The sequence below is a fragment of the Micromonospora sp. NPDC048842 genome, from assembly GCF_040649935.1.
In the GTDB taxonomy this organism is placed as follows: Bacteria; Actinomycetota; Actinomycetes; order Mycobacteriales; family Micromonosporaceae; genus Micromonospora; species Micromonospora hortensis.
In genome coordinates, this window is the sequence record NZ_JBEZGK010000004.1 from 31,394 (window position 1) to 56,137 (window position 24,744).

Genomic DNA, 24,744 nt, shown 5'->3' on the forward strand with positions numbered 1-24,744 from the left:
CCCGGAGGCGACATGCACACGCTCCGTACCGTGCCCCGCCGGCTGCTGGCCGGCTCCGGCGCGCTCCTGCTCGGCACCGCCCTCGCCACCGCCGCCATTCCGATCCCGGCGAACGCCGCGACCGGCGCGGACACCGTCGGATACGTCCGGCTCGCGCACCTCTCCCCGGACACCCCGGCGGTGGACGTCTACCTGGCCGCGCCGGGCGCGGCGAAGCCGCAGGTCTTCCCCGGGGTCGGTTACGGCGTGGTCTCCGACTACCTCGAACTCGCGCCGGGCCGGTACGCGGTGGCCATGCGCGAGGCGGGCGCCCCCGCCAGCGACCCCCCGGTGCTCACCACCGAGGTCGCGGTTACCAGCGGGGACGCCTTCACTGTGGCCGGTGTCGGCCGGCACGCCGACCTCGGCCTGCGGGTGCTCAACGACGATCTCAGCGCCCCCACCGACGGCCGCGCCAAGGTGCGGGTCGTACAGGCGTCGGTGCGGACCCCGGTGCTCGACGTGGCCGCCGCCGACGGCCCGATGATCGCCGACGGGGTGCAGTTCGCCACCACCACCGACTACCAGCAGGTCGAGCCGGGCAGTTGGCGGCTGAAGCTGACGGGGGCCGGCGGGCCGAGCACCGACGCCGAGGTGCGCCTCACCGGCGGCGCCGTCTACTCGCTGCTGGTGCTCGACGCGAAACAGGGCGGGCTCACCGCCGAGCTGCGCCGCGACGCCGAGGGCGGCACTGTCGTCCCGGCCGGCGGGGTGGACACCGGTGCCGGTGGCACCGCCGGGGCCGGGCTCGACGCGTACCCACTGGTGGCCGGCGGTCTGGCCGCGGCGGCCGGCGCGGTGGTAGTGCTGCTCTGGCGCCGGCGGCGGCGCACCACCTGGTGAGCGCCGGGCCGGACCCGTCGATCCGGCGGCACCGAGAGCGCCGGATTCCGCTGGCCGCGCTGGTCGCGGCCGGCGCGGCGCTCTGCCTGGCCGCCGGCACCGGGGTCGGGCTGGCCACCACCGGCCCGCCGCCACCGGTGGCGAGCTGGCACCCCGGCTGCGGTGACGACTGCCCGTCGGTGGCCGCCGCGCCCACGCCACACGGTCCACCCACGCGGGTACGCGTACCGCGCATCGACGTCGACTCACCGCTCACGGTGCTGGTTCTGGACCGCGCCGGCGTGCTGATTCCGCCGACCGACTTCCACACCGCCGGCTGGTACGGCGGCGGCCCCGCCCCGGGCGACACCGGTCCGGCCGTACTCGCCGGGCACCTGGACTCACGACGCGGCCCGGCGGTCTTCGCCCGGCTCGGCGAGCTACGGCCCGGCGACCTGGTGGAGGTGTGGCGCGGCGGGCAGCGGTTGCCGTTCCGGGTGACCGGGTCGCTGCGTACCCGCAAGGACCAGTTTCCGACTGCCGTGGTCTACGGCCCGACGCCCGGGGCGGAGCTGCGCCTGGTCACCTGCGGGGGCGACTTCGACCGGCGGCGCGGCCACTACGTCGACAACGTGGTGGTGTTCGCTGTGACCGAGGCCCCCGACCCGGTCCTGCCGACGTCCGCGGCGGGCTGAGTCAGAGGGGGCGGCGGCCGGCGAAGCCGCACTCTGCCCGGTGGTACCAGCGCACGTCGGAGTCGCCCTCCAGCCAGCACCAGAGCACGGCGCGGCCGGCCCGTTCGCCGGGGAAGTCGAGCAGCACCGGGGCGATGCCCTTGACCTGGATGTCGTGCTGGTGCAGCTCGTCGACGACGGCGTGCAGCCGAGCTTCCAGCGCCTTGACCTCGGCCAGCCCACCGAGCGCGCTCACGCCGTGGTCGGCCAGGTCGGCGCGCAACTCGGCCAGGTCTGCCCGGACGCGGATCAACTCGTCGATGCGCGGTTGCAGGGTGGCCACCAGGTGCCGGGCCTGGGCAAGTGTGAACACCGGGCCAGTATGCGGCACGCACGGCCCCGCGACGCGCCCCGACCGCTCAGTCGGCCTGTGCCGCCAGCTCGCGGGCGCGATCCCGGGCGGCCTCCAGCGCGGCGAGCAGCGCCGCGCGTACGCCGTGCTTCTCCAGCTCACGAATCGCGGAGATGGTGGTGCCGGCCGGCGAGGTGACCGCCTCGCGCAGCTTGACCGGGTGCTCGCCGGAGTCGCGCAGCATCACCGCCGACCCGATCGCGGTCTGCACGATCAACTCGTGCGCCACCTGACGGGGCAGCCCGAGCAGGATCCCGGCGTCGATCATGGCTTCGACCAGCAGGTAGAAGTAGGCCGGGCCGGAGCCGGAGAGCGCGGTGACAGCGTCCTGCTGCGACTCGGGCACCCGGATCGTCTGGCCGAGCGGCTTGAACATCTCCTCGGCAAGCGTGAGGTGCGCCCCGGTGGCGTGCGCGCCGGCGGAGATCGCGGTCATCGCCTCGTCGACCAGCGCCGGGGTGTTGGTCATCACCCGCACCACAGGGGTGCCCTCGGGCAACCGGCGGCTGAAGAAGCTGGTGGGCAGACCGGCACAGAGCGAGATGACGAGCTTGTCTGCCGGCACCTTGGGGCCGATCTCGTCGAGGAGCGCTGCGGCGTCCTGCGGCTTGACCGAGACCGCGAGCACAGCGGCCTCGTCGACCGCGGTCAGGTTGTCGACCACCCGTACGCCGTACCGGGCGGTCAACTCCTCCGCGCGAGCGGGTCGGCGGGCGGTGGCCAGCAGCCGGTCCACCGGCCATCCCGAGCGCAGCAGCCCGGAGAGCATCAACTCACCGATCTTGCCCGCGCCGATCACCGCGACCGTGTGCACTCCGGCTGACATGTCGGCCCGTACCCCCTCGCATTGGGTCGCGGCGCGGCGGACCTGGAGGCCCGCCGCGCCGCCGACGATCGATCAGCTACCGAAGAAGACCTCGGCCTCGGCGTACCGCTCCAGCGGCACGGTCTTCAGCTCGCGGGTGGCCTCGGCGAGGGGCACCCGGACGATGTCGGTGCTCTGCATCGCGACCATCTTGCCCCAGTCGCCGTCGTTGACGGCGTCGATGGCCTGCAGGCCCAGGCGGGTGGCGAGCACCCGGTCGAAGGCGGTCGGGGTGCCACCGCGCTGGATGTGGCCCAGCACCACGGTGCGGGCCTCCTTGCCGGTCTTGGCCTCCAGCTGCTCGGCGAGCCACTGGCCGATGCCGCCGAGGCGGACGTGGCCGAACGAGTCGAGCTCCTGGTTGGCGAGGACCATCTGGCCGTCGAGCGGCTGGGCGCCCTCGGCGACCACGACGATCGGGGCGTACTGGTGCTGGAAGCGCTTCTCGACGTAGCCGGCCACCTGGTCGACGTCGAACTGACGCTCGGGCAGCAGGATCACGTTGGCGCCGCCGGCCAGGCCGGCGTGCAGGGCGATCCAGCCGGCGTGCCGGCCCATCACCTCGACGACCAGGGTGCGGTGGTGGCTCTCCGCTGTGGTGTGCAGCCGGTCGATGGCCTCCATCGCGATGTTGACAGCGGTGTCGAAGCCGAAGGTGTAGTCGGTGGCGCCAAGGTCGTTGTCGATCGTCTTCGGCACGCCGACGACGTGCACGCCCAGCTCGTAGAGCTTGGTGGCAACGCCGAGGGTGTCCTCGCCGCCGATCGCGATCAGCGCGTCCACGCCCTGGGCGGCGAGGTTGTCCTTGATCCGCTCGACGCCGTTCTCGATCTTGAACGGGTTGGTCCGGGACGAGCCGAGGATGGTGCCGCCGCGGGGCAGGATGCCGCGAACGTCGGCGATGTCCAGCGGGCGGGACAGACCCTCGAGCGGGCCCTTCCAGCCGTCCCGGAAGCCCACGAACTCGTGACCGTAAGTGGCGACGCCCTTGCGGACCACCGCCCGGATGACCGCGTTGAGACCGGGGCAGTCGCCGCCGCCGGTGAGCACGCCGATACGCATGATCCGCTCATCCTCCTGGAGCATCAGGTAAAGCCCGATATGCCCCAGGGTATGTGTCAGGTCAGACCATCGGCGCCGTTGCCGGCCCGGGGCGGGCCGTCACTGCGAACTGTAGTCGGCCCGCCAGTACGACGACAGCGCGCCCCGGGCACCCGCCCCCGGTCAGTAGGTCACCTCGTGGTTCTCGCCGCCCTTCGGCGGCCGGCCGGTGACCGCGGCCCTCGCGTAGTCGAGCAGGTTCACCACGGTGCTGTTCGGGGAGTCCCAGTACTCGGCGGAGCTGGCGTGCACCTTGATCAGCGTGAGGCCGGAGGTGTCCAGCCCGTCGGGGAACCACGCCTTGAGCAACGGGTTCCACAGCCGCTCGGCCCGGGCCCGGTCGAACCCCTCGGTGGCGGTGCCGGAGATCGACACCCACGCGTTGTGCTTCTGATCGGAGAAGGCGACGTTGACCTCCGGGTTCACCCGGATCTGGCGGACCTTGGCCGAGTCGGCGTAGGCGAAGAACCACAGCTCGCCGTCGAACTCGGCCTCCTGGAGCCCCATCGGTCGACTCACCTGCCGCCCGTCCAGAGCGGTGGTGGTGAGCATGCAGATCCGCGCGGCCCGGGCCAGGCCGGTGACCCGGGCGCGTGCCTCCGCGGCGCTGCTCGGCTGGTCGCTCATGGCAATCTCCCTCGGCTCGGCTGGTCGAACCGTTGCCCGGGACAGAACCGGTCAAACCTACGGCGGCGCGGCCACCACTCAACGGGCGGTCATCGCCCGCCAGCGGGCCAGATTGTGCCGGGCGTCGACCAGAGCGTCGTGCCGGGCCGCGTCCGCGTCCGGCAGGGGCGGCCGGCCCCGGTCGTCCCAGAGCTGCCGCAGCTCCTTGGTGTAGCGGGGAATCTCCCGGGGCAGCGCCGGCATCGCGCCCCAGAGCTGGGCGAGCACCACGTGGTCGTACGCGGCGAACCAGGCCCACAACTCCAACTGCTCGCCCGGCCGGTCCCGGATCGGCTCCATCAGGAAGTCGTACAGGTCGTCGCGGATGCGCTCACGCGAGCGCCAGGCCCGGTCCGCCGGGGAGGGGAGCTTGTCCAGCACGTTGCGTCGAACCCAGGGCACGGCGCGGGAGTCGTCGAACTCGGTGGAGACCGCGTAGAACTCGCGGCCGTACTCGTCGACGACACCGATCGAGACGAGGTCGACTGTGGTGCCGTCCTCGATGAACTCGCAGTCGTAGAAGTAGCGGTAGACCATTCCGGGCATCCTCGCCCACCGCCGCACGGCCGCGTCCGGCGGGGCCCGTCCGGAGGTCGACCGAGCTCCGGCGACACCTCGTGATCGGCACGTCGCAGCTCGTGACGGTCACGGAAGTGCTTCGAGGGGTGTACAGCAAGCGACCGGACCGTCATGATCTGATGTGTACCGCTACCGGACGCCGAATCGGTGTCAGTTCACCTTGTCGGGGCCCATCAGGTTCGCCCGGTGAGCGAGTTGTGGTCCATGACCGGGGGAGGGGTTGGGCCGTGGAGGTTCGCCTGCCGGAGCCGGGTGACGCGCTCACGGGTGTCGAGATGTTCGCCGGGCTGGAGCCCGAGGTGCGGCAGCGTGTCATCGCTGCCGCCGTTCCGCGCACCTACCGCAAGGGCCAACTGCTCTTCGTGGAGAACGACCCCGGTGAGTCCCTGATCGTGCTGCGCCGCGGCGCGGTGGCGGTCTTTCGCACCGCACCCACCGGCGAGCGGGCCGTGCTGTCGGTTATCCGTCCACCGGACGTGCTCGGTGAGGTCTCCCTGCTCGACGCGTCCACCCGCTCCGCCTCGGCGGAGGCCATCGAGGACTGCGCGGCGCTCGCGCTCTCGCGGGGCGCGTTCATGGAGTTGGTGCACTCCAACCCCCGCATCCTGGACGCGGTGATGCGCTCACTGGGCGGGCTGATCCGCCGGCTCACCGAGCAGAACGCCGACCACGTCTTCCTCGACCTGCCCGGTCGGGTGGCGAAGACGCTGGTGCGGTTGGCCGGCGAGAGCCAGGCACCGATGATCACGATCGAGCTCAACCAGAGCCAGCTGGCCGAGATGGCCGGTGGTTCCCGGCAGAGCGTCAACCAGGCGATCGGCTCGTTCGCCAGCCGTGGCTGGCTGCGCACCGAGGGCCGCCGGATCGTGGTGACCGACGTGGCCGCGCTGCGCCGCCGCGCCGGCATGGCCGACCGCTGACCGACCGGCCCGTCGCCGGTCGGACGTCCGATCTGGACAACCGCCACCCGTCGCCGCCCGCTCTCCTACCCGTACGCACGGCTGCGCCGGCTGCCAGTGGCAGCCGGCGTCACCGTGCTCGCGGTTCAGCGCGTGGGGCTCAGCGGGTCGGGCCGAGCCAGCGGGTCGCGCCCGGCCAACGGGCCGCTGTCGACTGGTAGCCGGGGCCCGCCCAGATCCCCGGCCCGGCCCAGAACCCCGGCCCGGCCCAGATGCCCGGTCCGGCCCAGCCGCTCGCGGTGGTGGTGGTCGTCGTCGTGGTCGCCATCTCGTCCCCCTGGTCAATGTTGGCGCCTGTCGTGCCTGTCTTGCCGAGGACGCTACGGCGTAGAGCGGTGGGACAAAATAGGACAAATCGACATGAATCACTGGCTGAAGAGCGGTTGTTGGCTCCCACACCACGCTGACAAGGTTGCCGCGCCCGCCCCTGTTCCAGGGCCCGCGCCGACATACCCGCAGCAGTGAGGAGCCAACGGTCATGTCATTACTCCGCGGCAATGTCGCATTTCGTCGGTACTGGTCGGCGCGCCTGGTGTCGTACACCGGTGACCAGCTGGCCCGGACGGCGCTGCTGATCGCCGTCTACGACCGGCACGGCGGCGGCGCGGTGGCCCTGCTGCTGCTGGCGTCGACGGTGCCCCGGCTGCTCGGGCCGTTGCTCGGTGCCCTGGCCGACCGGTTCGACCAGCGCCGGCTGATGATCGGTTGCGACACCGCCCAGGCGTTGACGTACCTCGCCGTCGCCCTGCTCGCGCCGCCCCTGCCCGTCCTGTTGGCGCTGATCACCGCGGCGACCACTGCCGCCACCGCGTTCACTCCCGCCGGACGCAGCCTGCTCCCCCGCCTGGTCGAACGCGAGCAACTGCCGGCGGCGAACGCGCAACTCGCGACGGGCATGAACATCGGGCTCGCTGCCGGGCCAGCCGTCGGCGGCCTCCTGCTGGCGACCCTCGGGCTGACCGCCACGCTGCTCGTGGACGCGGCGACCTTCGTTCTCTCCGCGTTGCTGATCGGCCGAGTCCGGACGCTATCGACGACCGGCGCGACCCGCCGGTCCGAGCCCCTGCACACGGTGCTGCGCGAAGGGCTGCGTGTGGTCCGAGGGCACAGCGTCGTCCGTGCGGTCTCGGTCGGGTTCCTGGTGATGGTGATGTTCGCCGCGCTGGACAACCTCGCCATCGTCCCCCTCGGACGCGCCGAGCTGGGCGCCACCGAGGTCACTATCGGTCTGCTGGGCACCGCCTACGGCGTCGGCATGGTGCTCGGTCCGATGTGCCTGGCGAGAACCGGCGTACGCATCCGAATGGACCTGGTCCTCTACGGCGCGTTGCTCGCACTCGGCGCCGGAACGCTTGTCACCGGCCTCAGTCCGGTGATCGCGCTCGCCATAGCCGGTCAGGCGGTGGCCGGTGTCGGCGCGGGCTGGCACAACGCCGCCGCCGACACCCTCATCCAGCAGAACGTGCCGGCCGAACGGCTCGGCGTGGTGTTCGGCACCGTCTACATGTTCCCGTACGCGGCGGAGGCACTGGCCTACGCCGTCGGCGCGCCGCTGCTGGCGGTGGTCGGGCCACGATGGCTGCTGGTCATCTCGGGGTTGGGTGTGCTGGCCACCCTGGGGCTGATCGCGCCCCTGCTCACCCGGGCCCTGGGGCTACGGCTGCCGGCACCGGGCAGGTTCGCGGCGGCCAACGGGTGAGACCGGACAGACGAGTGCGGCCGGCGGACCGTTGGCCCGCCGACCGCACCCGGACGATCAGTTCTCCTTGCCGTCGGCCGGCGGCGCGCCCGGCCCCGGACCGATCTTCTTCGGATCGGTCGGCTTACCAGCCGTGGACGTGCTCGACGAGGTGGTCGTGGTCTCCCCCGACCCGCCCGACTGACCCTCAGGCTCTTCCACCATGCCCTGCTCCTCCAGTTCGGCGAGAGTGACCGCATCGACGTCGATCGTGTCCCCCGGCGCCCACTGCGTGCCACCCGGATCGGTCCACGAGGCGGACAGTCGTACCTGCACGGCACTCTCCCTGACATGAAACTTCCTGGTACGGAACACTAACCCCGACCGATCGATGCCGTTGCCCGTCCGCACGTCGGGTACCCGACTGGGCCGACCGGCCGCGATACTGACCTCTTTCGCCCACGGAGCTGACCATCGACCTCAAGTGTGGACACTGCGCCCGCGCGGCCGGGCCGGACGACCGCTTCTGCGGCGGGTGCGGCCAGCCGCTCGGGGTCAACTGCGCGCACTGCGGGCACGCCAACAGCACCGAGGTCAACTTCTGCACCAGCTGTGGTCAGCCGCTGCGGGACCACGTCGTCGCGGTGCAGGAGGACAGGCGTCAGGTAAGCGTGCTCTTCGTCGACATCGTGGACTTCACCAGCTACGCGGAGCGGGCCGACCCGGAGCAGGCCCGCAGCCTGCAGCAGACCTACTTCGCCACGGTGCGCCGGATCGTGCACCAGTACGGCGGGGTGGTCGAGAAGTACATCGGCGATGCGGCGATGGCCCTGTTCGGCGCGCCGGTGGCCACCGACAACGACGCGTTGCGGTGTGTCCGCGCCGGCCTGGAGCTGCAACGGAACCTGGCCCGCCAGCCCGCCGGTCCGCAGCCGCCGCTCGGTTTCCGGGTCGGCATCGCGACCGGCGAGGCCCTGGTCGACCTCTCCGCCACCCGCGACGGTGGGCAGGCCTTCGTGACCGGAGACGTCGTCAACACGGCCTCCCGGCTGCAGGGGTTCGCCCCACCGGGCGGTGTCGTCGTCGACGAGAGCACCTGGTCGGCCACCCGACACGAGATGGAGTACGCCGACCAACCACCCGTCACCCTGCGCGGCAGGTCCGCTGTGAGCCGGATCTGGCTGGCCGTCCAGGTGCGACCACACCGGGACCCGCGCGGCGCCGAGCTGACCCCGATGGTGGACCGGGAGCACGAGCGCGGCCTGCTGGTCAACGCACTGCACCGGATGGTGACCGAGCGGACCTCCCAGTTGGTGACGGTGTTCGGCCCGGCCGGTGTGGGCAAGAGCCGACTGCTGCGCGAACTGGCCCGGCACGCCGGCAGCATGCCCGGCCCGCCGATCACCTGGCTCGTCGGGCAGTGCCCGCCGTTCGGCGAGAACGTCACCTGGGCCGCCCTGTCGGACATCGTGAAGACCTGGGTGGGCGTGCCGGAGGTCGACGACCCGGCCGCGCTGCGTGAGCGGCTGCGGTCCCGGCTGGGGCAGCTCGCCGACCCGCACGCGACCCGGCTGGCCGAGGCGCTCGGGCCGCTGATCGGCGTGCCCGGTGAACGGCTCACCCCCGGTGAGACCGAGGCCGCCTGGCGGCGGTTCCTGATCACCCTGGCGACCACCGGCCCGACAGTGCTGGTCTTCGAGGACATGCACTGGGCGGACCAGGCGATGCTCGCCTTCGTCGAGCAGTTGGGCGCTTCAGCGCGCGGCGTACCGCTGCTGGTCGTCGCGACCGCCCGGCCGGAGCTGCGGGAACGGAATCCCGCCTGGACCGGCACGATCAGTGGCGCGATGTCCATCTCGGTGCCGCCGATGCACGACACCGACATCGACACGCTCTACTCGCTGCTCCTCGGGCAGGCGACGCTGCCCTCCAGCTCGCGTACGCCGCTCATCGAGTTCGCCGACGGCAACCCGCTCTACGCCCAGGAATACGCCCGGATGCTGCTGGACGGCGGCCTGCTCGACGCGGTCGGTCCGACGCCCCGCCTCGACCTCGACGGCGGCGCGGAGATGCCCCGCACCGTGCAGGCGGTCATCGCCAACCGGCTCGACCTGCTGGACCCGGCCGACCGGGCGGTGCTCCAGGCCGCCGCCGTGGTCGGCGTGGTGTTCTGGGCCGCGCCGGTGGCGATGGCGCTGGGGCGGCCGGTGGAGTGGGTGGAGCGCGCGCTGGACCGCCTGCAACGTCGCGACCTGGTGTACGAGCAGAGCACGTCGACGATGCCCGGCCAGCCCGAGTACCGGTTCCGGCACATCCTGGTGCGCGACGTCTGCTACCAGCGGCTGCCCAGGGCCGAGCGGGTGCTGCGCCACCAACGCACCGCCGACTGGATGGCACAGCTCACCGACGGCCGGCAGTACGACCTGGCCGAGGTGCTGGCCAACCATCGTTGGGCGGCACACGAGATCGCCCGGACCGTCGGGTTGGACACCGCCCCCTACGCCCCGCCGGCGCGGGCCGCGCTGCACCGGGCGGCCCGCCGGGCGTACGAGCTGCACGCGCTGGACACCGCCGCCGCGCTGGTCGGCCGGGCGCTGGCCCTGTACGTCGGGCCGGACCCGGCGCTGGAGCTCTTCGAGGCCGAGCTGGCGTTCTATCGGGACGGGGACGCCTTCCTGGTGGCGGGGGGCACGGACACCCTGACCCGGCTGGCCGAGCGGCTCACCACCAGCGGCGACCGGACGGGGGCGGCCCGCGCCTGGACGCTGCTCGCCACCGCCGCGTGGAGTCGGGCCGACCGCTCAACGACCCTGCACTTCCTGGACCAGGCGATCGGCATCTACAGCGACCTACCGGACAGTCAGGAGAAGGCGAGCGCCCTGCTGGAGCTGGCCCGGGTGCACATGCTCAACGCGGAGACCGAGCCGGCATGCACCGCGGCGCGGGCGGCGGAGTCCCTCGCCGAGCGGCTCCAGCTGCGCGAGGTCCAGGCCAACGCGCGGATCACCCTGGCCGTGGCGCGCTACCTGGCCGGCTCCGCCGAGGCGTTCCCGGAGCTGGCGGAGGTGACCGAGCACTGCCGGGTGGAACGACTCACCAGTCGGCGCCGAGCGGTGCAGAACCTGGCCTGGGCGTTGCAGGAGGAGGGCGACCTGGCCGGCTCGGCCCGGTTGGTCGACGAGCAGCTCACCCTCGACCTGGGCGGCGAGCACAGCCTGGCCACCAGCTTCGCCGACCAGTGGGCGCGGTCGTACTACGCGGGTGACTGGACGGCGGCGCTGGCGATGGCGGCGGAGTCGACCCGACGGCCGACCGCCGAGTGGGACCTGCACATCGTGGCGGTCTCGGGTTGGATGCGCGGGCTGGCCGGAGCCGAGTTGGTCCCGCCCGTGGGGGCCGACGAGACTGCGGGGCCGGACCGAGCGAGCGGGGACCTGATCGAGCAGGCACTACTCGCGGCACGGCGCAGCGGATTCCACCGGGTGCTGCGCTCCACCCTGGCGCACGCCGCCCTCTGCAGGGCGGTGCAGGGCCGCCGTGACGAGGCGATGGCGCTGCTCACCGAGCTGGACGAGGACTGGCAACGCACCCGGATGATTCCATTCGCGGAGTGGGTGCCGGCCGTCGGGCACGTCGCCGGGGTGCTCGGCACGGACGCGGCCCGGCTGGTCCGGCAAATGCTCGACCGGGCGCCCCGGACGACCCCGTGGGCTCACGCGGCCGGTCAGGTCGCCGACGCCACGTTGGCCCGGCACGTCGGGGACGCCTCGACCGCGGCGCACCTGCTGCGCTCGGCGGCGGCGAGCTACGCCCGGATGGCCGACGTGACCGACGAGATCATCACGCTGGCGCTGGCCATCGGCCCGCTGGCCGAGACCGACCCACCCGCCGCCGCGGCGACCCGCGCCCGCCTGCACGACTTCGCCACCCGCCACCACACCCCCGCCCTGCTCCACCTGCCCTGATCGCCGTCCGGGCCTGGCCGGGGGGTGCTCAGGCGGCCAGCGGCGTCGGGACGGGCTGCTTGAGCTTCTGGGCGTAGACGTCCACGTACTCCCGACCGGAAAGCTCCATCAACTCGTACATGATCTCGTCGGTGACCGCGCGCTCGACGAACCGGTCGCCGGCCAGTCCGGCGTAGCGGGAGAAGTCCAGCGGCGCCCCGAACCGGATCCTCACCCGGTCGATCTTGGGAATGAGCTTGCCCGGCGGCTGGATCTCGTCGGCGTTGAGCATCGCCACCGGCACCACCACCGCGCCGCTCTCCAGGGCGAGCCGGGCCACTCCGGTCTTGCCCCGGTAGAGCCGCCCGTCCGGCGAGCGGGTGCCCTCGGGGTAGATGCCGGCGACTCCCCCGGCCCGCAGCACCTGCAACTGGGTGTCCAGGGCGGCGCGCGCGGCCCGGCCACCGGAGCGGTCCACCGGAATCGTGCCGGTGCCGACGAAGAACATCTTGGTCAACCAGCCCTTGACCCCCTTGCCGGTGAAGTACTCGGCCTTGGCGACGAAGGTGACCTTCCGGGCGGTGATCAACGGTGTGAAGATCGAGTCGGAGAAGGAGAGGTGGTTGCTCGCGAGGATCACCGGACCGGTCGCCGGCAGGTTGCGCAGGCCCTCCACCTGCGGGCGGAAGATCAGCTTGAGCAGCGGACCGAGGATGACGTACTTCAGCAGCCAGTAGAGCACCGGCGTCCTTTCCCGTGGTGTGCCCGCGACAGCACCATGCCCGGGAGCGCCGCCGTCGCGACGAGCCTACGAAGCGAGCGCTCCCACCACAACGGACGAACGACAGTCGTCCCGCACACCACCGGTGACACTGGTGCTGCCGATCCACATGGCAGCGCCGGCCAGACCGAAGGGTGTGGCGAGAACCGCCGCGAACAGTGGATCCCAGGATGACGGCCAACAGAGCCATCGGAGGACCTGAACCGCCGGTCGTGGTGGTGATGACGAGGAACCTGGCGATGGGGCTCGCCAGCCTTCGTAAGCCCCATCGCCACATTCACGTCGGTGGCGCCAATCGGTGCGCTCCCGGCTCGAGGTCGTCAACCACCTGCCCAAGCCAGAGTCAGCTACTCCTGCGCGTCCAGATGCTCGCTCTGCTGCGCCTTCCACCGTAAGTACCGGTCGTACAACTCCTCCTCGTGCCGCCGTTTGCGGACATGCAGCACGCGAGAGGCGATGAGGAGTACGACGCCGAGCCCGAGCATCCCGTAACCGATGGTCCGGTCGGAGGAGACCATGGGCGCGGTGCTGAACAGCAGCCCCAGAAACAGTGCTCCCACGCCGAGGTAGAGCGCGATTCCGGGCGGTGTCTGCCGATACTCCAAGTGATGGCGGTCCGCATAGGTCTGGAACTCCGGCGGAATGTTCAGCTCCTCGTACTCAGTAGCCACGGGTGCCTCTCCAGTTGCTGAACTGAGCGCTACCAAACTGGATCCACGTGTTACGGATGGTACGGCGCGGGTTGCGGTAATACGACTCCCGCCAGGAGTAACTCCGATTCTTGATCTTGCTTCCCCGCCACTTGATACGGGTGACGCCCCAACTCCGGACATACCGCGTCTTGCGGAAGGTCTTCGGAATCTTCACCCTGCGGGTGAGGCGGGCACCCGGCAGGAGCGCCTGGCCGATGTCCAGCGCAGACCCGACGATCGCCTGCCTCCTGGTCGAGCGTCCGGCCTGGTACATGCCGTACCGTCCGGCAACCGAGATACCCGCAGCCACCGCGCCGACCGCGACGCAGGCACCGGCGGTGGCCACCGCACACGCCGCGAACCCGGCGATCGCCAGTCCCGCCGAAACCTTACCGCCGTGCTTGTTCCACCAGTTCCCCACCCGCTTCCAACTCCGCTTCCAACCCCACCGGCCGTCGAGGTCGAAGCAGTTGATCGGATCACCGGAGCAGTAGTCGTAGTCGTTGGCGTTGCCGCCGGCAACGGGGTCGACCTGGAGGAACCGGCCAAGGCCGGGGCTGTACAGCCGGACTCCCATCAGGATGACGGCTCCCAACGCATCGCTCGATCGCTGCTTACCGCCCAGCCACCCGTACCGCTGGTCAGCCTGCCCCGACGAGGCCGCGCCGAACTCGTCGAAATCGAAGAACTCCGGCTCGACCAGGGCGGTATCGATGGTCGCCGCCACATCGCCGTGGAGGTTGACCAACTGGAGTCGGACGTCGCCGGTGGCTGACGTGGTGGCGACGAGATCGCCCTCGGGCCCGGACACGTTGCGCGTGACGTCACCAGTGGCGACGTCCTCGGTGATCCAGCGCGGCTCGTCGGAGTCATCGCCATAATGGTTCAACTTCGAGGCCGTGGTCACCCAATTGCCGTCGGCCAGCGTCTCTGTGGTGAACGCGCGGAACCGGTGCGCCGGATCCAGGCTCCAGGTCCGCCGTGCGTCTGCCATCTGTTGGCCCTGCACCAGATCGTTGACGAAGTAGCTGTTGAGCAGACCTCCTGGCATCGCCGTCGTGCGGCCGAACGCGTCATAGCCGTACCCGTCATCGGTCAGCCGGTCGGCGGTGTCGTAGCTGTGCGACTGGGTGGACGTCGCGGTGCCCTCTTCGCAGGCACCGTCGGTGGCCGGACCGAAGCGGGCGCTTCCCGTGCGGTTCGTCCGGTCGTCATAGCCGTACGTTCGCGTGACGCACCCATCGGTGACGGCGCTGTCATGCTGCGTCCGGATCAGCCGCCCGGTCCGGTCGTACCGGTACTTCTTGCTTCCGCCCGTGTAGGAATGATCCACCCACTGGCCGGCGGCGTTTTCGACAATCGACTCCGAGTAGACCACCTCGTTGTCCGAGTCCCGGATGTAGCTGCGTTCCACGGGCTGGTGGTTGGCATCCAGCCGATCCTGGCGGGTAAGCCCGCCGGGATACGTCAACCGGACCAGTTCTCCGTCCGGAGAGTATCGGGCGGTGAACACGCCCGCCACGCTGTCCACGAAGCTGGTCACCAGCCCGCGCGGTTCCACGTCGCGGTCGTAACCGTAGGTCGAGTTACCGGTCGGATCGCTGACCTTCACGGACTTGCCGAACCTGTCGTACTCGGTACTCGTCGTCGCGCCGTCGGCATCGGTGTAGGACACCAGCCGGCCGAGCAGGTCGTAGTCCTTGGTGATCTTCGCGCCGCCCATGGTGGACTCGGTGAGCACGCCACTCGCGGGGCTGTAGGTGTTCACCACGGACCCGACGGGGGCGCCCTCGTCGGCGGTGATCGTCGTACTCGCCACCCGGGTGGCTGAGTCGTACGTCGTCGTGGTGGTCCGGGCCTTCCCCGCCGCGGTCTCGCTGACGACGGCCTCGTCGCCGTAGCGCGTGTAGGAGAGCACCCGCCGGACCGGAAGGTCCGTGGACATCCTCGCGGGATCGTGGCCGGTGACCGGGCCGAGCGGGCCAGTGACGCATGCCTTGCCGGCCCATTCAGGGCGGTTGCCGCATGCCGCGTCCTCAGCGTTCGCGCCCGCCGTGTAGTAGATGGTGCGGCGGGTGCGCGCATCGGCGCCATTCGAGCCGATACCCCAGGACTTCAACACCCGGCCGGCCGAGTTGTGGACCACGTAGCCGGTCATCTGCGCGCCGCCGGGGCCGGCGTCGGTCACCATCTTCGTCGGCGTCTTCAGCGTCCAACCGGAGACTCCGCCATGCTCCGGGTCGTACCCGTGACTGGTCACCCGGACGTCCCCGTCGGGGTAGCCGACGATCTGCGCGCCCTGGCGCTTCGTCGTCAGCAGGTGGTACCTCGCGCCGTCCGGCTTCCCCTCGTCGTAGACGTTCACCACGTGACGCCGTCCGATGACCGTCGCGCCTGCGGCGAGAGCGGGAAGTGGTTGGCTTCCGTCCGGATCGGCCAGCGAGTTCTCCAGCACCAGCGTCGATGTGGGCCCGACCACGTCGACGAGATCGACTCCGTCGGAGCTGTACGTGCTGATGGTGGACAACGCGAGCGCGCGGGCCGCCGTGTCCGAGCCGGCCAGACCCAACTCGGCCAGGTCGCTGGCGGCGTTGGGCAGGGTACCCAGAGCCAACGCCCTATCGGTCGCCTCCAACTGCCGGATCACGTTACCGAACCGGTCGTATTCCTTCGTATCGATGTAGCCACCCGGGGTGGCGGTGTTGACCTCTTTACCTCCGGCAGAGAGATAGTGGACGGTGGCGTACCGGTAGCCGTTCGTGCCGGGCGCGGCCGGGGTGGCGCTGCTGCGGCCGGGGTTGTCCTCGGGACCGAAGATGGCCGTCGCGTCGGTGGGCAGGTCGACCTGGCCCCAGGTGGAGATGGCGGCGGAGTCCAGGTTGTACGGGCCGCCGGCGCCCTGGGTGAGTGGGACGTTGTAGACGACAGTGGTGGCGGTGTCACCGTCGGTGGCCGTCTTCGAGCCCTGTTGGAGGGCGGCGCGGCGTACCTTGAGCAGCTTGCCGGTGTTCTCGTCACCAGCCAGGTCGGCCACCTGGGCGTCGGTGAGGGCCTTGCCGTATACGCGGACGTCGTCGATGCCGCCGTGCCAGATGTTCGAGGCGGCGCCGGCCCACTTGGCCCGGCCGACGACGTAGCCGCCGGTGGCGTTCCAGCCGCCGACCGCGGCAGTGGTGGTCTGCCGCACGCCGTCGATGTAGAGCTTCATCTGGCCGCTGGCCGTGTCGTAGACGCCGGTGAGGTGGGTCCACTTGCCGAGCACCGGGGTGGTGTTGGAGGTGGCCCGGATCGGGGTGGCGCTGTCACTGTCGGCGCTGACCCGGGAGAACGCCCACCGGTCGTCGGCGGCGACGTAGTTGAGGAAGAAGCCGCTGGTCCGCGACCCGTCCTTGGACACGACGGTGCGGTTGACGGACTTGTCGGTCAGCCGCACCCAGGCGGAGACGGTGTAGGAGGCGGTGTTGGACAGGGCGGTACCGGCGACGCTGATCTGCTGGCCGGTGGCCCCGGTCAGCGCGGCCGCCCGGTCGCCCGGGTTGTCCGGGTCGTTGCCCTGCGCCCAGGACACCCCGGAGGCGATGGTACCGGTGCGGCCACCACCGGAGGAGTCGGCGACGCTGGTGCCGGAGCCCGCGTCGAGATCCCACCGCAGCGCGGCGGAGTCGACGTCGGGGTTGCCGTAGTCGAAGTTCCACGGCAGTTCCCCGGCCGGGGTGACCTTGGCGACCCGGCCGCCCGCGTACTCGTAAGCGGTCTTCAACACCGGGCTGACCCGAGGGTCCCACACCTCGCGGAGCTGGCCCAGGTCGTCGTATGCGTACCGGCTGACCTGGGTGGCGGTCACCGCCGAGGTGTCCGGATCCCAGGTCCACAGCTTCACGCCGGAGACGCGGTCGGTGTAGTCGCCGAAGACGGTCTGGCTCAGCCCGGAGGTGGTTGACGTCGCGTACTCGTACTCGAGCACTTCACAGCCACGCTCCGGAGTGGCGGCGGCGCAGTCACCGACACCCGGCTCAGCCGGGTTGATGACCCTCTTGAGCAGCAGACGGCCGCCGGCGGTGTCGTAGACGTAGCGGGACGTGCTGCTCGAGTCGGCCGTCCAGGACGAGGTGGCCGCCCACACGGTGCCCTGCTGGGTGAACTCGGTGATGGTGCCGTCCAACTCAGTCAGCCGGTAGGCGGTACCGCCTACCTTGCTCAGCACCATGCCCTCCGAGCCGGGCTCCGGGGTGAAGGTGGCGCCATCGGAGTTCTTGGCGAAGGTGATCCAGCCGCCGCCGATGGTGTTGACCTGGGCCAGTGATGGTTCGGGCAGGATGAGTGTGGTGTAGTCCACCTCGGCGGCGCCACCGGTGGCGCCGCCGGTCCAGGACGGGCCGAACGGGGCGACGACTTCGGTGACCGAGAGGTTGTCCCAGTACACCTTGCGACCGGAGCCGCCCTGCATGCCGTTGTAGAGCCGGAAGAACGCCTCGGTCGCGCCGGTCGGCACGGTCATGTCGACCGAGAGTTCCTGCCAGCCGTCGGAGTAGCCGGCCATCTGGGAGGCGACCTCGGCGTACGTGGTGCCCACCCGGTGGAGGCCGACGATGCGCAAGCCGCGGCTGTTGTGCGCGGGCACCAGGCCGGTGGCGGCGGGCACGTAGATCCACCCGGTCATCCGGTACGTCTTGCCGGGGCTCATGCTCAGCCGCAGCCCGCCGTTGTCGCCGCCGACGGCGACGTAGGTGTCGTTGCTGGTCGTGGTGACCGGCGTGATCTCCAGTGAGTCCGCCGGGGTCGTCTCGCCCTGTCCCCTGACGGTGGAGCGCACCGCGGACGAGGTGACCGGCACGGTGAAGCCCGTCAGGTCGGTGGAGACCTGCTGCTGGTTGGCGGTGAGCCGCTGCGCCATCGGCTGGTATCCGTCGGCCGGGTTGCGGGACGAGGCCGAGCGGGTGACCGAGAGGCCCAACTCGTCGGCGTCGGTGGCGGAGAGCGCGTAGTCACCGGTGAGCAGGTTGACCGAGCCTGGGCCAGCCTCATCGCCGGCCGCACCGTCACCGCTGGAGTCGACGCTCACCCGCACCCACGGGATGGTGTACGTGGGCGTGGTGCCGCTGGCCGTGTAGAGGTGCGCCCGGACCTCGACGACGCCGCCGATCAGGCCGAGGGTGTCGGTGGCGTTCCAGATCGCGTACCCGCCGAGCGTCGACAGGGCGACCGGGCTGGCGGCGGTTGCGGTGATCGGCGCGCCGGTGGCCGAGGTGAGGTTCGCCGACGGCACCGGCAGGGTGGCCCCACCGGGTCCGCGCCGGTACTCGAAGTACGTGCGGGTGTAGCCGGTAACCGGGGTGGTGATCCGCAGCTTGGTGCGCTTGACGATGGTCGCGCCGGGCAGCGGTTCGGCGAGTGCGGCGTTGCCGGCGTCGAAGACGTACAGGTTGGGGCTGGACAGGTTGCCCGCGGAGTCCTTCGCCTGGACGGTCAGCGTGCGGTGCCCATCACGGGGGGCGAGGGTCACCGACTTCACGCCGGTCGCGGCGACGGTGGTCGCCGCGCTGTCGTAGTCGAGCTTGTAGACGAACGCGGCGAGGTCGGCGCTGCCGCTGGCCGGGGTGAAGGTGAACGTGTCGGACTGGGCGGCGCCACCGTGCGGCTGCCCGTCGTTGAGGTAGATCGTCGCCGACACGAACGGCACGCCCGGCTTCTCGGTGTCGACCGTCAACGGCGTCCACGCCGTCCACCCGCCGTAGTTCCACGGATCCTTCGCGCGGACCTGCCACTCGTACTGGGTGCCGTTGATCAGGTCGACCGGCACCTGCCAGGAGGCGGTCGAGCCGTTCGTCCAGGCCGGGCTGCCAGAGCGCAGACCGGACGAGCTGACCACCGCCTGCGTGGCCTTGTTGCGCACGACGAACTCGGCCTGCAGAGTCTGACCGGCGTTCGCGTCGGCGAGCTTCGCCGACAGCGTCGGACGCAGCGACGAGGTCCGCGCGCCGGAGCCGCACGCGGTGTAGCAGGGGGCGACCGCGAGGGCGGACGGCGCGGACGGGGCGCTGTTGTAGGTGATGGTCACCAGCGGCGGACGGCCACCCTCGGCCGAATCGAACCGCTTCCAGCCCGCCGTGGAACTCTCCGAGGTGGCCCGCAGCATCACACTGGCGCTGCTCAGGTTGTTGTCCGCGCTGTGCTGCAACGCGCCGCCCACCTCGACGTAGACGTAGCCGTCGCCGCAGGACGAGTTGTAACCGCGGGTCTCGGTCGAGGTACCGACCTTCGCCCGGGCGGTGGGTTGATTGGTCCAGCGCACCGACGAGTCGACCGCGTCCGTGCGCCAGGCCTCCCAGGAGGCGGCCGTGCACGACCACGAGTGGTAGTTCCACAGCCGCAACTTCGCGGTGATGATCCGGCTACCGCCGAAGCCGCTGGTGTTGAAACGCAGGTAAGACCGGGCGTAGAAGGTGCCGCCCTCGTTGGAGTAACCCAGCTTGAGGTCGCTGGAGCCGGACTGGTCGCTGGAGTAGCTGTTCTGCACGAACGCGTCGAACGACGGCGACAGCGACGTAGGCGGGTCGATGGTCACCGGGAAGGTCAGGTCGGGCCGGGCGAGGAAGTCCTTGTCCGGGGTCAACTCCATCACGGTACGGCCACCGGAGGACGTCGTACGCAGGGCGACCGGAGCGTGGTTGACGCGCTCGCCGGAGAGCGGGGAAACCTTCGCGTCCCACATCAGCGGCGTCTGCGCCCGCCCGACCTGGCTGCCACGGGAGTTCTTGAAGACGAGGCCACCCATGCCGTCCTGAGCCGCGGTGAGCTTCCCCGTGTTCAGCGGCAGCTTCAGGGTGCGCACGTGTGCCAGGCCGGCACGGTCCTTGACCACGACGTGCTGCTCGTACCCGGTCGCGTGTGCGTGGAAGACCAGGTCGACGCCCGGCCGCACGTCCGGATAGGTGACCGTGCGTGCGTTCAGCACCGGTTCGGGCAGCGGGCCCTTCCAGGCGAGCGTGGCGCGCTCGGCGCCGGTGCCGAGCGAGGCGACCTCGTGCTCTTCAGCGCCTGTGGCGGCCCCGGCGAAGGTGAGGTCACGCGGGTGCGCCTTCGGCACGACCATGCCGTCGGCCCGACGCTGCAGGGTGAGGTCGACCGGCACCCAGGTGTTGTCACCCTGACGTACCCGCACCGGGGCCAACGCCTGCTCGGCGGTGAGCGTGCCGTCCGGGTTGGCGAACACCTGAGTCGTCTCCGAGCGCCGGTTCGCCACCTCCACCCGCCCGCCACACAGCCGGGCCGTGACCGCTGCGGACACCTCGTCCGGGCGGTCGTCCGGACAGGCCGGCTTCGGCTGGGCTACCGGCTTTGGTGCCGCGACGGCGGGTCGCTCGGCCCGGGCCGGCACGTCCGTCAGGGTCGCAACGAGGACGACTGCCATCAGCACCGCGACCCATCGCGCCCAGCGGGCGAAGGCTCCGCCCGCCAGCGCGACGAACATGCCGGTACCCAACTGCTCATTCATGGCAGCCCCCGTGTCGAGTCCGAATTTCCGGCGCAGCATAGGGACAGCCGTAAGCGTTGATCAATGCATTGACAAGGCGATGTGGAGAGCCTAGAAACGGTGATCGTTTAGGGACACACATCCGCGAAGGACGCCGATGCGTCGGATCGGATCGATCGGATTCATCGGATAGGCCCTCGTCACTCACGGTGCGGTGCGATCGACAGGCGGACGGACGATCGAGGCGGTGAAGCGGCTCCCGCCTGCCGCCCCAACCAGACTGACGGGACTCAGGTGGATCGACTTCATCACGTTGGGTGATCGAGGATGGGATCGAGGCCCGCCCGCCTCGGCGGACACCGAATTCAGACTGTGGCGCAGGTCACATCATCGCCGCGGCGCTCCTCGGGCGTCTCGCCGTCGGCGTCGAGGAATCGGGCGACGGGACCAGCCAGCGCGCGGCGGATCGCGGCGCGCCTCTGCCAACGATCACCGAGATCGCACTTGTCGCGCAAGAACGGACAAAGGAGCCGCGCCGCGACCTGCGGGAGCAGCCGTGACTTTGGAAGACGCGACACAACGCACTCCCGGAACCATGCCCTGACGTGTCACGATTCAGAGCACGGCGTGCGGACTGGCGCCGAAGGGCAGCGGTGGCCGCGCCGAAAGGCGCGTTAAGGGGGATGTCCGGGTGTCAGCGGGTGGGGCCCGCCGGGGACGGCGGGACAACGGGCTCGACGCGAACGAGTACGCCGTCGTCGGCGACGTCGATCCGCGCGTCGGTGAGCACCTGCTCGACGTGCTGGCCGCCGGCGGGATCGCCGCCTACCTCCAGCCCTCCGCCGACCTCAACCCGGTCACCCGCACCACCACCGTGCCGGCCCGCCCGGTCGACCGGCTCTACGTCGACCGCTCGCACCTGACCACCGCCCGGGACTACCTGACCCAGCTCGCCGACGAGACCGCTCCGGAGCAGCCACCGGCTCGCGACGAACCGGACATCGACGCCGAGTGGGCGCGGATCGTGGCGGGCTTCCACACCACCTCTACGCCCGGTGACCGCCCGTGGCCGGCCTCGGAGGACGTGGACGAGCGGGACAACCGGGACGAGTCGACCTCCGGGCCGCTGACCCGCTCCGGCACCGACGAACCAGGTCCGACCGCCACCGACGTTCGGCGGCTGCCGTCCGCGACGGACATCTCCGGGATTTCCGTGGGGCGCGGCACCCGACCGGACGAGCCGTCGCTGCTGGACGGGTTGGACACCTTCGGCGCCGACCTGCCCGACGACGAGGACGACGAGGGTTACCACCCGCCGCCACCGCCGCCGCTGCCGCGGGTCAGCAAGTACGCGGTGATCGGCGTGCTCGGGGTGGTCGTCGGGTTCGTGCTGTTCCTCTTCCCGTGGCTGCTCCCGATCGACCGCTCCGCAGTCACGCTGTTCGGGTTCACCGGCATCCTGGCCGGCTTCGTCACGCTGATCTGGCGGCTGCGTCCCGGCGACGAGGACGAGGACGACCCGGACAACGGCGCCGTCGTCTGACGGTCGGCCCGCATCCCGGGACAGCAGCGCCCCGCCGGGGGCGTAACAGTGGTGTAACTTACTGTCAGTAGGAATACCGCTGAACGTCACTTCCCCCGCTGACTGACCGGTTTTTCCTTGCTCGCGGCGGTCAGTCCTCTGCTGATCGGAATGCCCGAGATGCGACAGAGTTCTCTCGTGGTGGTGGCCAACCGCCTCCCCATCGACGACAATCAGGCCCCCGACGGAGCCTGCGAGTGGCGGCGCAGCCCGGGCGGGCTGGTCAGCGCACTGCACCCGCTCCTGCGGCACACACCAGCTACCTGGGTCGGCTGGGCCGGTGGCACCGGGCCGGCCCCCGCCCTGCCGGACGTGGACGGCGTGCGGATGCACACCGTCGCGCTCAGCTCGGAAGACCTGCGCGACCACTACGAGGGGTTCGCCAACGCCACCCTCTGGCCGCTCTACCACGACTCCGTGGAGCAGCCCCAGCACCACCGCCGGTGGTGGGAGGCGTACCAGCGGGTCAACCAGCGCTTCGCCGAGGCGACAGCGGAGGTGGCCGAGCAGGGCGGGGTGGTCTGGGTGCAGGACTACCACCTGCAACTGGTCCCCGGTCTGCTGCGCGCGCTCCGCCCGGACCTGCGCATCGGCTTCTTCCTGCACGTGCCGTTCCCGCCGCCGGAGTTGTTCATGCAACTGCCCCGCCGGGCCGAACTGCTGCGCGGCATGCTCGGCGCCGACCTGGTCGGCTTCCAGCGGGTGCAGGCGGCGCACAACTTCGCCCAGTTGGTGACCCGGGTGCTGGACCTGCCGGCCACCGACCGGCGGATCGGCGTCGACGACCGGGTCGTCCGCATCGGCGCGTTCCCGGTCTCCATCGACACCGCCGAGATGGCAGCGCTCGCCGACCGTCCGGACGTGGCCGCCCGGGCCCACCGGCTCCGTCAGGACCTCGGCGATCCCCGGCAGGTCGTCCTCAGCGTGGACCGGATGGACTACACGAAGGGCATCGAGCAACGCCTCAAGGCGTACAGCGAGTTGCTCGCCAGCGGCGACGTCAAGGTCCGCGACACGGTGCTGGTGCAGGTCGCCATGCCGAGCCGGGAACGCGTCGGCCAGTACCAGATCCTGCGCGAACGCATCGAACGCGAAGTCGGCCGGATCAACGGCGAGTTCGGCCGGGTCGGTGAGCCGGCGATCCACTACCTCACCCAGCCATTCGACCGGGCCGAGCTGGCCGCGCTCTACCGGGTCGCCGACGTGATGGCGGTGACCCCGTTGCGCGACGGAATGAACCTGGTCGCCAAGGAGTACGTGGCCGCGCGGGTCGACGACACCGGCGCACTGCTGCTCAGCGAGTTCGCCGGCACCGCCGCCGAGCTGTCCCAGGCGTACCTGGTCAACCCGCACGACCTGGAAGGGCTCAAGCAGGGCCTGCGCGCTGCGCTGCGGGCCGACCCGGCCGACACCACCCAGCGGATGCAAGCCATGCGCGCCCACCTGCACAAACACGACATCCGGGCCTGGGCCCGCTCCTACCTTCGCGCCCTGGACGAGGGCGGCGGCCTGATCAGTCGCCTGACCAGCACCGACACCGGCTCCGACGGCGCCGCTCGGGTGCCCCAACCGGCCACCCCGGCCGGCAGCCCGGCCGTCCACCAGGCCGGCGGCTGACCGTCGGTGGCCCGGCTGCTCAGTGCGCCACCGGCTCCTTCTCCAGCCAGTCCAGGATCGCGTCGATCGGCTCCACCCACCGCGCGTCCAGCATCAGGTCGTGGCCCATGCCGGGAAAGAGCAGCGGGGCCGACCCGTACCGGCGGGCCACCCGGGTCAACGTAGACGCCGGCACCACCCGGTCGTCCGGGCTGCCCAGCACCAACACCGGGGGCGCGCCAACGGCCGGCTCGGCCTCCGGCTCACCCAGCAGCGCCCACTGCGCCCGCCGACCCGCCCGACCGAGGCGTCCGACATACCGCCGGGCCTCCTCGTCGGGCAACTCGCGGCTGAACAGCTGCCCCCGGTTGAGCCGCAACGGCCCGCCGAACACCGCCGGCAACGTGCCCGCCGGGTTGCGGCGCAACGCCGCGCCCAGCACGCCCCAGCCGCCGAAGACCGGCGCCACCAGCACCGCGCCCCGCGCCGGGTAGCGGGCCAGCGCGTGTGCCACCACCAGGGCCCCGGCTCCGTGCCCCACCAGCACCGCCTGCCGCGGCAGACTCGCGGCCACCTGGACCACGTCGTGGGCGTACGCCCGCAGCGTCGCCTCCGGCGCCGGCTCGCTGCCACCGTGCCCCCGCAGGCTCACCGCGTACGCCGGGAACCCGCGCGACGCCACGTGACCCAACCAGTGCTCGGCGAACGCCCACGCGCCGTGCCCGAACCCGGGTACGAACAGCAGCGGCGGACGCCCCTGCTCCAGCTCGGGGACGGCGCTGAGCACCTCCCGCCGGGCCGGCCGCACCGGCCGGGACCACTCCCGGCCCCGCATGATCCGCAGCTCACTCCTCGCGCTCACCGTGCCAGCCTTTCGTTC

General features: G+C 71.2%; 19 protein-coding genes. 8 read left to right on the plus strand and 11 right to left on the minus strand.

What is annotated here, in order from left to right; genetic code table 11:
• Positions 1–12 precede the first annotated feature (12 nt).
• Both AB0C19_RS07260 and AB0C19_RS07265 read left to right on the plus strand, forming a co-directional pair.
• Positions 13–882, plus strand: coding sequence for a DUF4397 domain-containing protein (locus AB0C19_RS07260; RefSeq protein ID WP_357180824.1), 870 nt, complete (start codon positions 13–15; stop codon positions 880–882).
• On the plus strand, positions 879–1,556 hold the full coding sequence (locus tag AB0C19_RS07265) for a class F sortase (RefSeq protein ID WP_357180826.1): 678 nt from the start codon (positions 879–881) through the stop codon (positions 1,554–1,556). The genes AB0C19_RS07260 and AB0C19_RS07265 overlap by 4 nt, the downstream gene beginning before the upstream one ends.
• Position 1,557: 1 nt before the next feature.
• Here the strand turns inward: AB0C19_RS07265 and AB0C19_RS07270 are convergent, their stop codons facing one another.
• The 5 genes from AB0C19_RS07270 to AB0C19_RS07290 form a co-directional block, all read right to left on the minus strand.
• Entirely contained in the window at positions 1,558–1,908 is a 351-nt protein-coding gene (locus AB0C19_RS07270; RefSeq protein WP_357180829.1) for a DUF2203 domain-containing protein, read from the minus strand.
• A 46-nt stretch (positions 1,909–1,954) separates the two neighbouring features.
• A complete protein-coding gene (proC, locus tag AB0C19_RS07275; RefSeq protein ID WP_091407583.1) occupies positions 1,955–2,773 on the minus strand; it encodes a pyrroline-5-carboxylate reductase in 819 nt (272 codons plus the stop codon).
• Positions 2,774–2,845: 72 nt separating this feature from the next.
• Positions 2,846–3,874, minus strand: coding sequence for a 6-phosphofructokinase (locus tag AB0C19_RS07280; protein ID WP_091408060.1), 1,029 nt, complete (start codon positions 3,872–3,874; stop codon positions 2,846–2,848).
• A gap of 162 nt (positions 3,875–4,036) precedes the next feature.
• Positions 4,037–4,540, minus strand: coding sequence for a pyridoxamine 5'-phosphate oxidase family protein (locus AB0C19_RS07285; RefSeq protein WP_357180833.1), 504 nt, complete (start codon positions 4,538–4,540; stop codon positions 4,037–4,039).
• 78 nt (positions 4,541–4,618) lie between these two features.
• On the minus strand, positions 4,619–5,116 hold the full coding sequence (locus AB0C19_RS07290; protein WP_091407578.1) for a polyadenylate-specific 3'-exoribonuclease AS: 498 nt from the start codon (positions 5,114–5,116) through the stop codon (positions 4,619–4,621).
• Between the two features lie 269 nt (positions 5,117–5,385).
• Between AB0C19_RS07290 and AB0C19_RS07295 the strand changes: the two genes are divergently transcribed.
• Positions 5,386–6,078: a Crp/Fnr family transcriptional regulator gene (locus AB0C19_RS07295; protein ID WP_091407574.1), complete on the plus strand. Its 693-nt coding sequence runs from the start codon at positions 5,386–5,388 to the stop codon at positions 6,076–6,078.
• Between the two features lie 139 nt (positions 6,079–6,217).
• Here AB0C19_RS07295 and AB0C19_RS07300 read toward each other — a convergent pair whose 3' ends face one another.
• Positions 6,218–6,385: a hypothetical protein gene (locus AB0C19_RS07300; RefSeq protein ID WP_357180837.1), complete on the minus strand. Its 168-nt coding sequence runs from the start codon at positions 6,383–6,385 to the stop codon at positions 6,218–6,220.
• A 210-nt stretch (positions 6,386–6,595) separates the two neighbouring features.
• Between AB0C19_RS07300 and AB0C19_RS07305 the strand changes: the two genes are divergently transcribed.
• A complete protein-coding gene (locus tag AB0C19_RS07305) occupies positions 6,596–7,816 on the plus strand; it encodes an MFS transporter (protein ID WP_357180840.1) in 1,221 nt (406 codons plus the stop codon).
• Between the two features lie 57 nt (positions 7,817–7,873).
• Here the strand turns inward: AB0C19_RS07305 and AB0C19_RS07310 are convergent, their stop codons facing one another.
• A complete protein-coding gene (locus tag AB0C19_RS07310) occupies positions 7,874–8,131 on the minus strand; it encodes a hypothetical protein (protein WP_196918950.1) in 258 nt (85 codons plus the stop codon).
• A gap of 137 nt (positions 8,132–8,268) precedes the next feature.
• On the opposite strand from AB0C19_RS07310, the gene AB0C19_RS07315 reads away from it, so the two are divergent.
• On the plus strand, positions 8,269–11,760 hold the full coding sequence (locus AB0C19_RS07315) for an adenylate/guanylate cyclase domain-containing protein (RefSeq protein ID WP_357181597.1): 3,492 nt from the start codon (positions 8,269–8,271) through the stop codon (positions 11,758–11,760).
• A gap of 28 nt (positions 11,761–11,788) precedes the next feature.
• Here the strand turns inward: AB0C19_RS07315 and AB0C19_RS07320 are convergent, their stop codons facing one another.
• From AB0C19_RS07320 to AB0C19_RS07330, 3 genes are all read right to left on the minus strand, one after another.
• A complete protein-coding gene (locus AB0C19_RS07320) occupies positions 11,789–12,481 on the minus strand; it encodes a lysophospholipid acyltransferase family protein (protein WP_357180845.1) in 693 nt (230 codons plus the stop codon).
• A gap of 386 nt (positions 12,482–12,867) precedes the next feature.
• Positions 12,868–13,191, minus strand: coding sequence for a hypothetical protein (locus AB0C19_RS07325; protein ID WP_357180848.1), 324 nt, complete (start codon positions 13,189–13,191; stop codon positions 12,868–12,870).
• The gene (locus tag AB0C19_RS07330; RefSeq protein ID WP_357180851.1) at positions 13,181–20,707 is read right to left on the minus strand and encodes a LamG-like jellyroll fold domain-containing protein; all 7,527 of its coding nucleotides are present in this window, start codon (positions 20,705–20,707) and stop codon (positions 13,181–13,183) included. Before AB0C19_RS07330 ends, AB0C19_RS07325 begins: the two co-directional genes overlap by 11 nt.
• Before the next feature lie 296 nt (positions 20,708–21,003).
• On the opposite strand from AB0C19_RS07330, the gene AB0C19_RS07335 reads away from it, so the two are divergent.
• The 3 genes from AB0C19_RS07335 to AB0C19_RS07345 all read left to right on the plus strand — a co-directional run bounded on the left by AB0C19_RS07335 (position 21,004) and on the right by AB0C19_RS07345 (position 23,885).
• Positions 21,004–21,246 (plus strand): hypothetical protein, encoded by a 243-nt coding sequence (locus tag AB0C19_RS07335; RefSeq protein ID WP_357180854.1) that lies wholly within the window; start codon positions 21,004–21,006, stop codon positions 21,244–21,246.
• Positions 21,247–21,377: 131 nt separating this feature from the next.
• Positions 21,378–22,229, plus strand: a complete 852-nt coding sequence (locus tag AB0C19_RS07340; protein ID WP_091407568.1) for a hypothetical protein — start codon at positions 21,378–21,380, stop codon at positions 22,227–22,229.
• 159 nt (positions 22,230–22,388) lie between these two features.
• Positions 22,389–23,885 (plus strand): trehalose-6-phosphate synthase, encoded by a 1,497-nt coding sequence (locus tag AB0C19_RS07345; RefSeq protein WP_357180859.1) that lies wholly within the window; start codon positions 22,389–22,391, stop codon positions 23,883–23,885.
• A gap of 19 nt (positions 23,886–23,904) precedes the next feature.
• Here the strand turns inward: AB0C19_RS07345 and AB0C19_RS07350 are convergent, their stop codons facing one another.
• Complete coding sequence (locus AB0C19_RS07350) at positions 23,905–24,699, minus strand: alpha/beta fold hydrolase (protein ID WP_357181600.1); 795 nt, start codon at positions 24,697–24,699, stop codon at positions 23,905–23,907.
• Between the last annotated feature and the right edge of the window lie 45 nt (positions 24,700–24,744).

Excerpts from the sequence above, each read along its gene's own strand:
- AB0C19_RS07290 (WP_091407578.1), bottom strand. The coding sequence starts at position 5,116 with ATGGTCTACCGCTACTTCTACGACTGCGAGTTCATCGAGGACGGCACC.
- AB0C19_RS07330 (WP_357180851.1), bottom strand. The coding sequence starts at position 20,707 with ATGAATGAGCAGTTGGGTACCGGCATGTTCGTCGCGCTGGCGGGCGGA.
- AB0C19_RS07260 (WP_357180824.1), top strand. The coding sequence starts at position 13 with ATGCACACGCTCCGTACCGTGCCCCGCCGGCTGCTGGCCGGCTCCGGC.
- AB0C19_RS07285 (WP_357180833.1), bottom strand. The coding sequence starts at position 4,540 with ATGAGCGACCAGCCGAGCAGCGCCGCGGAGGCACGCGCCCGGGTCACC.
- proC (WP_091407583.1), bottom strand. The coding sequence starts at position 2,773 with ATGTCAGCCGGAGTGCACACGGTCGCGGTGATCGGCGCGGGCAAGATC.
- AB0C19_RS07305 (WP_357180840.1), top strand. The coding sequence starts at position 6,596 with ATGTCATTACTCCGCGGCAATGTCGCATTTCGTCGGTACTGGTCGGCG.
- AB0C19_RS07345 (WP_357180859.1), top strand. The coding sequence starts at position 22,389 with ATGCGACAGAGTTCTCTCGTGGTGGTGGCCAACCGCCTCCCCATCGAC.
- AB0C19_RS07350 (WP_357181600.1), bottom strand. The coding sequence starts at position 24,699 with ATGCGGGGCCGGGAGTGGTCCCGGCCGGTGCGGCCGGCCCGGCGGGAG.
- AB0C19_RS07280 (WP_091408060.1), bottom strand. The coding sequence starts at position 3,874 with ATGCGTATCGGCGTGCTCACCGGCGGCGGCGACTGCCCCGGTCTCAAC.
- AB0C19_RS07300 (WP_357180837.1), bottom strand. The coding sequence starts at position 6,385 with ATGGCGACCACGACGACGACCACCACCACCGCGAGCGGCTGGGCCGGA.